Annotated in this window: 12 protein-coding genes; 11 read left to right on the forward strand and 1 reads right to left on the reverse strand. The window is 37.1% G+C overall.

The annotated features are described in order from the left end of the window. Nucleotides 1–151: 151 nt before the first annotated feature. The gene (locus AB3H93_RS00965; protein WP_010720030.1) at nt 152–772 is read right to left on the reverse strand and encodes an NAD(P)H-dependent oxidoreductase; all 621 of its coding nucleotides are present in this window, start codon (nt 770–772) and stop codon (nt 152–154) included. A gap of 218 nt (nt 773–990) precedes the next feature. On the opposite strand from AB3H93_RS00965, the gene AB3H93_RS00970 reads away from it, so the two are divergent. The 11 genes from AB3H93_RS00970 to AB3H93_RS01020 all read left to right on the forward strand — a co-directional run bounded on the left by AB3H93_RS00970 (nt 991) and on the right by AB3H93_RS01020 (nt 12,406). Continuing rightward, complete coding sequence (locus AB3H93_RS00970) at nt 991–1,635, forward strand: TetR/AcrR family transcriptional regulator (protein ID WP_034866202.1); 645 nt, start codon at nt 991–993, stop codon at nt 1,633–1,635. Between the two features lie 15 nt (nt 1,636–1,650). Then, nucleotides 1,651–3,378 (forward strand): ABC transporter ATP-binding protein, encoded by a 1,728-nt coding sequence (locus tag AB3H93_RS00975; RefSeq protein WP_010720028.1) that lies wholly within the window; start codon nt 1,651–1,653, stop codon nt 3,376–3,378. Then, nucleotides 3,375–5,264, forward strand: a complete 1,890-nt coding sequence (locus AB3H93_RS00980) for an ABC transporter ATP-binding protein (RefSeq protein ID WP_010738420.1) — start codon at nt 3,375–3,377, stop codon at nt 5,262–5,264. Before AB3H93_RS00975 ends, AB3H93_RS00980 begins: the two co-directional genes overlap by 4 nt. A 209-nt stretch (nt 5,265–5,473) precedes the next feature. Beyond that, nucleotides 5,474–6,322, forward strand: a complete 849-nt coding sequence (locus AB3H93_RS00985) for a VOC family protein (protein ID WP_207496004.1) — start codon at nt 5,474–5,476, stop codon at nt 6,320–6,322. 588 nt (nt 6,323–6,910) lie between these two features. Beyond that, a complete protein-coding gene (locus AB3H93_RS00990) occupies nt 6,911–7,936 on the forward strand; it encodes a serine hydrolase (RefSeq protein ID WP_010720025.1) in 1,026 nt (341 codons plus the stop codon). A 38-nt stretch (nt 7,937–7,974) separates the two neighbouring features. Next, on the forward strand, nt 7,975–8,934 hold the full coding sequence (manA, locus tag AB3H93_RS00995) for a mannose-6-phosphate isomerase, class I (protein ID WP_010720024.1): 960 nt from the start codon (nt 7,975–7,977) through the stop codon (nt 8,932–8,934). Nucleotides 8,935–9,255: 321 nt separating this feature from the next. Next, nucleotides 9,256–10,164: a ribokinase gene (gene rbsK, locus AB3H93_RS01000; RefSeq protein WP_010720023.1), complete on the forward strand. Its 909-nt coding sequence runs from the start codon at nt 9,256–9,258 to the stop codon at nt 10,162–10,164. 17 nt (nt 10,165–10,181) lie between these two features. After that, nucleotides 10,182–10,577: a D-ribose pyranase gene (gene rbsD, locus AB3H93_RS01005; RefSeq protein WP_010720022.1), complete on the forward strand. Its 396-nt coding sequence runs from the start codon at nt 10,182–10,184 to the stop codon at nt 10,575–10,577. A gap of 23 nt (nt 10,578–10,600) precedes the next feature. After that, the gene (locus tag AB3H93_RS01010; protein ID WP_010720021.1) at nt 10,601–11,482 is read left to right on the forward strand and encodes a ribose/proton symporter RbsU; all 882 of its coding nucleotides are present in this window, start codon (nt 10,601–10,603) and stop codon (nt 11,480–11,482) included. A 123-nt stretch (nt 11,483–11,605) separates the two neighbouring features. Continuing rightward, nucleotides 11,606–11,866, forward strand: a complete 261-nt coding sequence (locus tag AB3H93_RS01015; RefSeq protein ID WP_010738415.1) for a hypothetical protein — start codon at nt 11,606–11,608, stop codon at nt 11,864–11,866. A 339-nt stretch (nt 11,867–12,205) separates the two neighbouring features. Continuing rightward, nucleotides 12,206–12,406, forward strand: a complete 201-nt coding sequence (locus tag AB3H93_RS01020) for a hypothetical protein (RefSeq protein WP_010720019.1) — start codon at nt 12,206–12,208, stop codon at nt 12,404–12,406. Nucleotides 12,407–12,413 lie beyond the last annotated feature (7 nt).

Consider the following 12,413-nt stretch of genomic DNA (forward strand, 5'->3'; position numbering starts at 1 on the left):
CACTAAAAACACATGACTAAAAAAACGAAGAAAGCGAAAATAGTTTAACTATTTTCGCTTTCTTCATTTTTTTAAATTTTTAGGTGCCCACTATGCAACAATCAAAGTTAGTAAGGGACTAACTTTATGGTAAACGTGCAAGTAGCTTTTATTAGAAAGTTTGACCAAATGCTGCAGCTTTATCTAAAGCTGATTGCATCAATTCTTCTGCACGGTCAGGGGTATAGTCGATACCTTCAATAAATAATTGATCCACTTGATCGATACCGACAAAGTTTAAGATGCCTTTGACATATTGAGAAGCGAAGTCTTGACCGTTATAAATGCCTCCGTTGGATTGGATGTGCAAAGCTTTTTTACCAGAAACTAATCCTTCTGGTCCGTTTTCAGTATAACGGAATGTCTTGCCAGCGACATTGACGGTGTCAAACCAAGCTTTTAATTTTGTTGGGATATTCAAGTTCCATAAAGCATTCGCAATAACGATCTTGTCTGCAGCAAGAAATTGGTCGGTCAATTCATTGAAACGAGCAATTTTTTGTTGTTGACTTTCAGACAAAGTAGAGAACTCAGCACCTGCCCGAAGTGCTTCCCATCCTGAAAGTAATTCTTCATCGATTTCTGGGATATCATCACGATAAAGCTCTAAAACAGTCACTTCATCTTCCGGATGATTTTCTTTGTAACTAGTTAAAAAAGTTGTTAATGCTTTAACTGAACGTGATTCCTGTGCAGTTAATGGGTGCCCTTTTACTACTAAAACTGATGCCATAATATTCTCTCCTTTAAGCTGACTTGTTATCTGACTAACATAGCTAGTTTACTTGAAAGCGAAAAGGCTATCAAGTTTTTTTAAGGTTCGATTTTTAATTATGAATTTTTTTAGTCTTTTCATGAAAAAAATATGGAAAAGCATTGCAAAACATCTTCTTGGTGTTATAATGACATAGTGTCATGTGACAGTGTGTCATTTTAGGAAGGAGGAAAAAGATGCCTACGAAAACTTTTTTTCATCTACCAGAGGAAAAGCAGAAACGTTTATTAGAAGCAGCTAGGATTGAATTTTCCAGAGTACCATTAAAAGATGCTTCCATCGCAAATATCGTGAAAATCGCAGAAATCCCTAGAGGTAGTTTTTATCAGTATTTTGAAGACAAAGAGGATCTTTACTATTATTATTTTGAAACTGTTCGACGTGATAGTTCAAAAGATATGTTCCAACTGATAAAAGATGTCGATGGGGATTTATTCGAAGGATTCGAGCTTTATTTTACTAAAATCATTCGGGAGATTTTAGTCGGGGAAAATGCTTCTTTTTATCGTAATCTTTTCATGAACTTGGACTATCGTGCTTCTCGTAAAGTCGTGCCACATACAAAAGATGATCAGCGTCATTCACATGAAAAGCATCAAAAAGAGGCGAAAGAATTAATTGGATTGATTGATCGAACGACACTGAAAGTAAACGATGATCATGAACTGGAACTACTGATCCAATTGATCATGAATATCGTCTTTACTACGATTGCTCATGCCTATAAATCATTTTCAAAAAACGAAAATTACTCCGTGGATCATGCCATTAAAGAATTTAAATTAAAACTATCATGGTTGAAAGACGGCGTATATCAATAGAAAGAGGGGAATTACATGCTAAAAATCGTCAAACGGATTTCACTGACTTCAGCTATTGCAGCTACGTTGTTCATGGTTATCCAAGTTTTATCAGATCTTTATTTGCCGACGCTCACATCAAATATCATTGATAAAGGTGTAGCACGAGGTGATGTTGATTATATTTGGCAAACAGGTTTTGTTATGATCGGTTTTTCTTTGATTAGTATCATCGCAGCGATCGCAAATACCTTTTTTGCTACACGTGAGTCACAAAAATTAGGAAAGCAATTACGTACCGATGTTTATAAAAAATCTGAAAGTTTAACAAAAGATGCATTTGACAAATATGGTACAGCATCCTTGATTACCCGTACAACTAATGACGTGACACAAATCCAGATGGTTACGCAAATGTTTTTAAGAATGATGATCAATGCACCGATCACGTTGGTTGGTGCAAGCTTTCTTGCTTATCAAAAAGATCATCAATTAACCAAAATTTTCTTAGTAGTTATTCCAATCATGCTAGTGGTGATCGGCGGAATCATGTTTTTTGCGGTACCACTATTCAAGAGCATGCAAAAGAAGACAGACCGTTTGAACCTAGTGTTTCGTGAAGGATTAACAGGGGTAAGGGTAATCCGAGCGTTTGATAAGACACGTTTTGAAGAAAATCGTTTTGATTTAGCGAACAAAGATTATACAAATACAGCAATTAAAGTCAACACGATCGTTGCATTGATGATGCCGATGATGACTTTGATTATGAGTGGAACAAACGTAGCAATTACTTGGTTTGGTGGACACTACATAGCAGATATGACGTTAGAAGTCGGAAACCTAATTGCATTTATGACGTATGCTATGCAAATTTTAATTAGCTTTATGATGCTTTCTGCTATTTTTATCATGGTCCCTCGAGCGCAAGCTTCTGCTGATCGGATCAATGAAGTATTAGATGAAAAAGTAGGTATCTCAGATCCTGAGAACCCAACTGAGGTGACTCCTGCAGGTAAAGCTGCCACAATCTCATTTGAACATGTCAACTACCGGTACCATGGAGCTGAGAAGCTGGCATTAGAAGATATTGATTTTTCAGCACAATCAGGCGAAACTGTTGCGATTATTGGTGGAACTGGTTCGGGTAAATCTACTTTAGTCAACCTTATCCCACGACTATACGATGTCGAATCAGGAACAATCAAGATTGATGGTGTAAGTATTACCGATATGACTCAGTATAATTTGCGTGAATTGATGGGCTTTGTTCCACAAAAAGCCATGTTGTTCTCTGGCACGATCAGAGAAAACATGCAGTACGGTAAAGCAGATGCTACTGATGAAATGATTTGGAAAGCGTTAGAAATCGCCCAAGCCAAAGACTTCGTTTCAGAAATGGAAGAGGGCTTAGACAGCCATGTTGAACAAGGCGGAGGAAATTTTTCTGGTGGGCAAAGACAACGTTTGGCGATTGCTCGAGCATTAGTCAAACCAGCTGACATTTATGTATTTGATGATTCTTTCTCGGCTTTGGACTTTAAAACAGATGCAAAATTACGCCAAGCTTTAAAACAAAATATGAAAGAAAGTATTACGGTTTTAGTTGCACAACGAGTAAGTACAGTAATGGATGCGGATATGATCTTAGTCCTTGATGAAGGAAAACTAGTTGGCAAAGGCACACACGATGAACTTCTTAAAACGAATGAAACCTATCAGGAAATCGTTCATTCACAATTAAGAGAGGAGGATCTAGCATGAGTAAAGGAACGACCAAACCTTCTCAACGACCAATGCCTGGCGGCGGTCACGGACCCGGTCGAAACATTGGGGCAAAAGGAGAAAAACCAAAGAATTTTTGGGGCACAGTGAAACGTTTATTTGGCTATATGTCAAAACGCTCGGTTGCGATCATTGCTGTATTTGTATTAGCGATCGCAGCAGTCATTTTCCAGATCCAAACACCAAAAGTATTAGGGAGAGCAACTACTGAGATTTTTAATGGGGTAATGGCTGGAGCAAAACAAATGCAAGCGGGGCAACAAATTTCTAAATTCCCAATTGATTTTGATAAAATTGCTCAAATCATCGCCACGGTTATTGTGATGTATTTGATTTCTGCAGTATTCAATTTCTTGCAACAATTTATTATGACACGAGTATCGCAACGAACAGTTTATGAGTTACGTCATGATCTAGAAGCAAAAATGAATCGAGTACCGATTTCTTATTATGATACACATACAAATGGAGACATCATGTCTCGTGCAATCAATGATATGGATAATATTGCCAGTACCCTTCAACAAAACTTAACACAGTTTGTAACAAGTGCAGTTACTTTGATCGGTGTCATCGTTATGATGCTTTCTATTAGTTGGCAATTGACGTTAGTGGCTTTACTGATGATTCCATTGAGTTTGATCGTCGTGATGATCATTGCACCAAAATCCCAAGTCTTTTTTGCAGATCAACAAAAAAGTTTAGGTCTCTTAAACAACCAAGTAGAAGAAACCTATGGTGGTCATACGATCGTCAAAACTTTCAATCATACAGCCAAAGACCAAGAAGTTTTTGAAGAAGAAAACGACAAGTTATATGCTGCTGGGTGGAAAGCGCAGTTTATCTCTGCCATCATTATGCCTTTGATGAACTTCGTTAAAAATCTTGGCTATGTATTTGTTGCTGTATTAGGTGGGGTCAAAGTTGCAAATGGGAATATGACACTTGGGGACGTTCAAGCGTTCTTACAATATACGACACAATTCTCACAGCCGATTACTCAACTTGCAAGTTTAATGAATACGATCCAGTCAACTGTTGCATCTGCGGAACGGGTTTTTGAAGTGCTGGATGAAGAGGAAATGTCTGATAAAAAATCTGGGTTACCTGTTGAAGAGAATACACCATATAAAGTTCGTTTTGAAAATGTTCAATTCGGTTATACCAAAGATCAACTATTGATGACAGATTTTAATCTGGATGTGAAACCTGGAGAAATGGTGGCAATTGTTGGTCCAACTGGTGCTGGTAAAACGACCTTGATCAACTTGTTAGAACGTTTCTATGATGTTTCTGGCGGAAGTATCCGTTATGACGGGGTAGATACGAGAGATTTATCTCGAGATAACTTACGTGCTCAATTTTCAATGGTTCTGCAAGATACATGGCTATTTACAGGTAGCATCTACGACAATATCAAATACGGAAACGATGATGCAACTGACGAACAAGTGATTGAAGCAGCCAAAGCTGCCCATGTTGATGACTTTGTTCGCAAACTTCCTGAAGGTTATCAAACGGTATTAAATGAAGATGCCAGCAACATCTCCCAAGGGCAACGACAGTTAATCACGATTGCTCGGGCATTTTTAGCTAATCCGGATGTATTGATACTTGATGAAGCAACTTCTAGTGTGGATACTCGGACAGAGATTTTGATCCAAAAAGCGATGAATCGTTTATTAGAAAATCGAACAAGCTTTGTAGTAGCTCACCGTCTGTCAACCATTCGAGATGCTGATAACATTATTGTCATGAACCATGGTTCAATTGTTGAAACGGGAAATCATGATCAATTGATGGAAAAAGATGGATTTTATGCTGATTTATATAATAGCCAGTTTTCCGAAGAAGCTGTTTCTTAACAATTCATTAATAGTAAAACGCATGGAAAGAGCATCTGAAGCGTTCCATGCGTTTTATTTATTATAATGAATGTTATTTAAAAATAATTGCAGTGTTGCGTGGAAAATGCGAAAATTCTCACATTTTTTTTAATAAAAACCCATTTATTGCTTGAAAGAAATGTGAAGCATCGTTAAAATAAAGCTGGACGTAGAGGGGAGCAAGAAAAATGAAAGAATTTAAATTGGGGTCTACTACTTACCTAAAAAGTGTAGCAATCCGGGTTAAAGATAGAGATAAAATGATTGATTTTTACAAAAATACGATCGGTTTTGATTTGAAACGGGAAGAAAATGAATTAGCTATTTTAGGGACACAAGAGCAAAATAGTGAGATGCTATTGCTGGAAGAAAGTCCTAGAGCGCATGATTACATTGGGGAAATCAAAAAACTGAAACGTTTTTCATTGATTATTCCAACGGTAGCAGAAATGGCTGATATCCTTTCCCGTATCCGTAAAACAAATTATCCAATTGAAGATGCGTTAGAAGATCAAGGGCGCATGGGGATCTTACTTAAGGATCCAGAAGGTAACGAATTAGAAATTTATCACGAAGAGGACAATGTTCAAGAACGAAATCAACCAGAAGCAATGGATCAAGAGTCATTATTACGTAAGTCAGAAGAGCGTTACAAAAAATTATCCGCTAATTCTTACTTTGAAAAAATCCATTTAAACGTTTTTGATAGCGAAGAAGAACGCCGTTTTTTAAGTGATTTACTGGGACTAAAAGTTCGGGAAGAAGAGAACGGATTACATGTTTTAAATGAAGGGAACTTCCATGTAGGAATCTCAGAAGCAAATAGTGAGGCATTAGCCTTGCCGACTCATGAAGTATTAGGTTTAGATTTCTTGAAATTCGTGATTGATCAAGAAAGCATGGAACAGTTGATTCAGCATTTAAATGAAACTGCAGTTGACTTCTTTATCGATCAAAGACATACTGTGTTAACAATTTATGATGCGATTGGTATCGAATGGTGGTTTGTGATCGATACAAAAAAAGCCAAAAAATAAAGCGAAGACAAATAATTGAATAGGTAGAAATAGCTCCTAACGATTTGATGTTTAGGGGCTTTTGCTTTTGTTCATTGTTGGTAAAGCGCATCACAAGCAACAACGGAAATCGAAAGCTGATTTTTTGTTCAATATATAAAGAGATACCAGAAACAACTCTTCAACTAAAGAAGTTTCTCTAAGATACAAGAGGATAGAAGAAAAGTTGATTTAAAAAATTTTCTTATTGTCATTGGAGCTGACCGATGTTTTCACGACCTTACCCACGGCGTTCAAGAAGCAACTCCTCGGCAATAAGCGATGATTTTCTAAAATATGAGAAGCTATTTTAAAAAATCATCGCTTATTCGTTCGGAGCTGAACGCTTCTATCACGACGTAATCCACGGTGTTCAAAGAGCTGCCCTTCGGTAATAAGTCAAAAAATCTCAAAACATGGAAAGCTGTTTCGAGATTTTCCTCCTTATTACTCAGGGCAAAACGCTCTTTTCACAACCTTTATCTACTTGCATCCTCTTGGATAAAGCTATATGATTTGACTTAGCATGATGAACAAAAATTGATTTCTTCGACAGAGAAGGAGAATAAAATGTACCCAGAAACGAAACAGTTGATTTTAAATAAACTTGAAGAAGGTTATTATCCTGGTGTTGTTGGTGCGTTTATTAAGCATAAGCATGTTGAAACTTTTTCAGCAGGTCATGCACAGATCGTACCTGAAACCCAACCAATGACAGCAGATCTATTATTTGATGTGGCTTCTTTAACAAAAGTGATCGCTACCACCAGTCTAGTGTTACGCTTGTGGGAAGATGGTAAAATCGACTTAGACAAACCGTTACACCATTATTTACCGGCTTTTGAAAATGAAACAATCACGATACGACATTTACTGACTCATACATCAAATATTGAAACTTGGATTCCTAATCGAGATCAACTCTCTCAAGAACAGCTGATCGAAGCCTATTTAAAGCTTCAACCTGGTGATCAGTTAGGGAAATTAGTGAAATATACAGATGCAGGCACGATTTTATTAGGATTGATGCTTGAAGAGATTTTCCAAGAGCCAGCCACAGAATTATTTGAAGAACAAGTATTAGCGCCTTTAGGGATGATGCACAGTACGTTTTTACCTTATCCTTCTAAAAGGATTGTTCCCACACAACAACTTGCTTCAGGTGAGGTTTTGCGGGGCGTTACACATGATCCTAAAGCGAGAGTACTCGCTGAGCATGCAGGAAATGCTGGGTTGTTTCTTGATTTAGAGGACAGTATTACCTTTGTAAAAATGTATTTGAATTTAGGGAAAGCTGAAAATGGGCGTTTTTTAGAAGAACAAACGATTCGCTCACTTTTACAAGATCATACGCCAACGAAAAAAGGCAATCGTTCCTTAGGATGGGATTTAAAAAAAGGATTAGAACAACAGCAACCAATTCTTTTTCATACTGGTTATACGGGCACGTTCTTACTAATTGACATTATTGAACAAGAAGCATTTATTTTCTTATCAAACCGTATCCATCCAACGGATCATCGTGAAGCTTATATTCGTTGTCGTGATGAAATTGTTGAAAAATTTTTGAAAGAGAAAGCGTTATTAAAAAAATGATGCTATAATAACTATGAACATTGAGAGGAGTTTGAACTATGCAAGAACCTATGTTTTTAAAACCAGTTTTTCAAGAAAAGATTTGGGGAGGCAGCCGTTTAAGATCAGTATTTGGATTTGATATACCTAATGATAAAATCGGTGAAGATTGGGCGATCAGCGCACATCCACATGGTGTAAGTGTCGTTGAAAACGGTGAATACCAAGGACAAAAATTAGACGAGTTATGGCAAAACCACAAGGAATTGTTTGGCAACCCAACTGAGCCTGTCTTTCCATTATTAATTAAAATCTTAGATGCAGAAGATGAATTATCAGTACAAGTCCATCCAGATGATGCTTATGGAATGAAGCACGAAGGTGAGTTAGGAAAAACAGAATGTTGGTATATCATTGATGCTGAACCTGGAGCAGAAATCATTTATGGCCATCATGCAAAAACAAGAGAAGAACTTGCTGAGATGATCCAAGAGGGTCGTTGGGATGACTTATTGAAAAAAGTCCCAGTTAAAAAAGGCGACTTTTTCTATGTCCCTAGTGGAACGATCCATGCAATTGGTAAAGGGATCATGATTTTAGAAACGCAACAAAGCTCGGACACGACTTATCGTGTATATGATTATGACCGTAAAGATGCCAATGGCAATACGCGTGAATTGCATATCCAACAATCAATTGATGTGACAACTGTTCCAGCTATTACGCCACAGATTCAAATGAAAGAAGTACGTAAAGGGAATTCTTCGATCGTTACGTATTTAGAGACCGAGTTTTTTAATGTTTATGAATGGGATATCAAAGGAATTACATCATTTAAAAAACAAGCACCTTATACATTAGCGACAGTAATCGATGGAGCAGGAGAGTTAGTTGTTAATGAAAAAATTTACCCATTAACTAAAGGGGCAAGTTTTATTTTACCAAATGATGTGACAGAATGGACGGTTCAAGGAGAGTTATCAATCATTGCCTCTGAGCCAGGTAAAGCATCGAAATAAAGAATCAGTGATTTATTAGTTAACTTTGCAGATGGTTATTTTTTCTGATTGGTGTTGTGAAATAAAAAAACTGAGCCTTGTGTTGTGAATGTCTTCAGTTAGACCAAGATCTAACTGAAGCAAGTCAGCACAAGTGTTCAGCTTTTTTGTTTTAGAATGCTGGTAAAAATGAAGCTGCTGATTGCTAATAAAAAATTAGGAAAAATAGGTTCTTGAAATAGCTTTCAATCTGTGGTATATTTTCGGTGTAGAGTTAAAACGTTTTAATTATTGATGAATGGCGTTTGATTCAATTAATATGTAATATGGAGTGATGAAGGAATGAACACTGTAACAGTTATCGGTAGCATTAATTTAGATCGGACCATCCGAGTCAAACATATGCCTAAGCCAGGAGAAACGATCCACACGAAAGAAACATTTTCAGCTGGCGGAGGAAAAGGAGCAAACCAAGCAGTTGCTGCAAGACGTTCAGAAGCTACTACTCATTTTATTGGAGCGATTGGTACCGATGAAGCTGGCAAAACAATGGCTGAGCTTTTAGAACAAGAAGAAATCAATTTACAAGGTGTAGCAACTCTTGAAAACCAAGCGACTGGTCAAGCTTACATCATCGTTGATGATGCTGGGGAAAATAGTATTATGATCCATGCCGGAGCGAACAATGCGTTTACACCAGAACAAGTTAGACAAAACAAAGCGATCATCGAAAAAAGTGATTTTATCATCGCACAGTTTGAAAGCGCTATAGAAAGTACGATTGAAGCTTTTAACCTAGCAAAAGAGGTTGGAGTAAAAACAATTTTGAATCCTGCCCCAGCATTAGAAAATGTGCCTGAAGAGTTATTGAAAGTAACAGATATGATTATTCCTAATGAAACAGAAACAGAAATTTTAACAGGGATTTCGATTACGGACGAAGAAAGCTTAAAACAGGCTGCAGCTCACTTACATCAATTAGGAATCGAAGTTGTAATTATCACGATCGGAAGTAAAGGCGCATTTTACTCGATTAAAAACAGCAAAAATGGGATCGTGCCAGCGTTCAAAGTGAATGCAGTCGATACGACAGCTGCAGGTGATACATTCATTGGTGCGATGAGTAGCATGTTAGCAACTGATTTTAGTAATTTAGAGGAAGCAATTACCTATGGAAATAAAGCTTCTTCTTTGACTGTTCAACGTTTTGGCGCACAACCTTCTATTCCATATAAACAAGAATTGAATTAAGAAAGGACGTTTTTATTATGAAAAAATCAAAAGTAATCAATTCAGATATCTCTCGTGTAATCGCACAAATGGGACATTTTGACACATTAAGTATCGGTGATGCAGGTATGCCCGTGCCGATGACAACTGAAAAAATCGATTTGGCTGTAGATAATGGTATTCCAAGCTTTATGGAAGTCTTGAACAATGTGCTTGAAGAGTTAGAAGTTCAACGTATTTATTTAGCTGAAGAAATCAAGTCAGAAAACCCTAAAGTATTATCGGAAATTCAACAACGGCTACCTGAAACACCTATTACTTTTATCCCTCATAGTAAAATGAAAGCTGATTTGAATCAGTGTCATGCGTTTATTCGCACGGGGGAAATGACACCTTATGCTAATATTATTTTAGAAAGCGGCGTCGTTTTTTAAAAAAGAAGGAGGAATAGTCTACCATGAATACTACCGCGCTTTTAATTGGCTTAGGCCCACTACTTGGTTGGGGGTTATATCCTACGATCGCATCTAAGATCGGGGGACGTCCGGTCAATCAAATTTTAGGTTCAACATTAGGAACATTGATTTTTGCAATTGTTTTTGCTTTATATAAAGGAATGGAGTTACCAACAGGATCTGACCTGACTTTTTCAATCTTATCTGGTGTTGGTTGGGCAATCGCCCAAATCATTACATTCCAATCCTTTACCTTGATTGGTTCTTCTCGTGCAATGCCTATTACTACTGCTTTTCAATTATTAGGGGCTTCATTGTGGGGCGTGTTTGCTTTAGGAAATTGGCCTGGCGCTACTGCGAAAGTCTTGGGTGCCTTTGCTTTAGTTTTGATTATTTTAGGTGCTTGGATGACTGTTTGGACTGAAAAGAAAAATACAGAAGGCAGTAACTTATTGAAAAAAGCGGTCCTTTTGTTAGCAGTAGGTGAAATCGGCTACTGGGCTTATTCCGCAGCTCCTCAAGCAACTTCAATTGATGGAATGCATGCCTTTTTACCTCAAGCAATTGGTATGGTAATCGTTGCTGTTGTTTATTCAGCTGTTTTAAGTTTTAAAGAAAAATCAGCGTTTGTCGAAGTTGTCTCTTATAAACATATTTTTTCAGGATTTTTCTTTGCCTTCGCTGCTTTAACTTATTTAATTTCAGCTCAACCAGATATGAATGGGTTAGCAACAGGGTTTATTCTTTCTCAAACATCCGTAGTATTAGCGACACTGACTGGTATTTGGTTCCTAGGACAAAAGAAAACCAAGAAAGAAATGACTGTTACAGTTATTGGACTAGTCTTGATTTTAGCTGCTGCTACGATCACTGTAATGATCTAACTCTTCCCCAAAACAAAATAAGCTGAACTGAAAGACATTGATTGACTTAAGTTGATCAATGTCTTTTATTTTTTTTGGAAGAATCGCAAATAAATCGTAATTATAGAGTGAGGAGGGATTTACGTGTTACGAATCTGTTCAAAAAAAGCAATTCGAAGTAAAGCACTAACGATTCGATTATTTGATGGTTCTACGTGGGCTAATTTAGGGAATGGACAGTTTATCAATCAAGAGACAAAAAAAGAATTACCTGACTACAAGATTTATCCACAAATAAAAACAGCCGTTTCTTCTGGCGGTCTTATCTTTGCTAAACGAAGGAACACAAAACAAAACTTACAGTACGTGGAACGACCAATGAAAGTAAAAGCTTGGCAAGTTTAGTCGTTGCAAAAAAACATATTTGTTCGTTGAAAACGTTATATGTGAGCATCATTACTGGTTAGCAATCTAACTGATAACGATGATTTGCTGTCAATCTTTATCGATGCTCAACTAAATGACAGTCCTGTTAGTGTTGGCATGCTAACAGCAAAAGTATGACTAGAATCTCTTACGGAGGACGGAACCGATAACTGTGATTAATGGTTTGAAGAAAAATTTCTTACGTAATGTTTTTTCCGAGGACCGTGAGGATATGGGTTGGCTTTTTCCTAAAAAAGTCAGGTTTCCATTTATCCTAAAAATGGTGTGGCCTTAAAATTTTTAAGGAGTGACAACTTGATGACAGAACTCCAGCGATTATTAACTTTTATGCGTAGTAGTAAAAGAAAACAGATTACTTTGCGTGAATATGAACAGCTTGTTCATCAAGATGGATGGACAAATGGAGACAAAGCAAAATTGATCAATCAGATACAAAAAAGTGGCGTTTTAAGGTATGACCGCACTAAAAATGAATATGTGATTCGCTTGATTCAGTAGCGAATAT

Origin of the sequence: Enterococcus sp. C74 (assembly GCF_040887125.1) — a bacterium.
In the GTDB taxonomy this organism is placed as follows: Bacteria; Bacillota; Bacilli; order Lactobacillales; family Enterococcaceae; genus Enterococcus_B; species Enterococcus_B hirae.

Excerpts from the sequence above, each read along its gene's own strand:
- AB3H93_RS00965 (WP_010720030.1), bottom strand. The coding sequence starts at position 772 with ATGGCATCAGTTTTAGTAGTAAAAGGGCACCCATTAACTGCACAGGAA.
- AB3H93_RS00975 (WP_010720028.1), top strand. The coding sequence starts at position 1,651 with ATGCTAAAAATCGTCAAACGGATTTCACTGACTTCAGCTATTGCAGCT.
- AB3H93_RS00990 (WP_010720025.1), top strand. The coding sequence starts at position 6,911 with ATGTACCCAGAAACGAAACAGTTGATTTTAAATAAACTTGAAGAAGGT.
- rbsK (WP_010720023.1), top strand. The coding sequence starts at position 9,256 with ATGAACACTGTAACAGTTATCGGTAGCATTAATTTAGATCGGACCATC.
- AB3H93_RS01010 (WP_010720021.1), top strand. The coding sequence starts at position 10,601 with ATGAATACTACCGCGCTTTTAATTGGCTTAGGCCCACTACTTGGTTGG.
- manA (WP_010720024.1), top strand. The coding sequence starts at position 7,975 with ATGCAAGAACCTATGTTTTTAAAACCAGTTTTTCAAGAAAAGATTTGG.
- AB3H93_RS00980 (WP_010738420.1), top strand. The coding sequence starts at position 3,375 with ATGAGTAAAGGAACGACCAAACCTTCTCAACGACCAATGCCTGGCGGC.
- AB3H93_RS00970 (WP_034866202.1), top strand. The coding sequence starts at position 991 with ATGCCTACGAAAACTTTTTTTCATCTACCAGAGGAAAAGCAGAAACGT.
- rbsD (WP_010720022.1), top strand. The coding sequence starts at position 10,182 with ATGAAAAAATCAAAAGTAATCAATTCAGATATCTCTCGTGTAATCGCA.
- AB3H93_RS01020 (WP_010720019.1), top strand. The coding sequence starts at position 12,206 with ATGACAGAACTCCAGCGATTATTAACTTTTATGCGTAGTAGTAAAAGA.
- AB3H93_RS00985 (WP_207496004.1), top strand. The coding sequence starts at position 5,474 with ATGAAAGAATTTAAATTGGGGTCTACTACTTACCTAAAAAGTGTAGCA.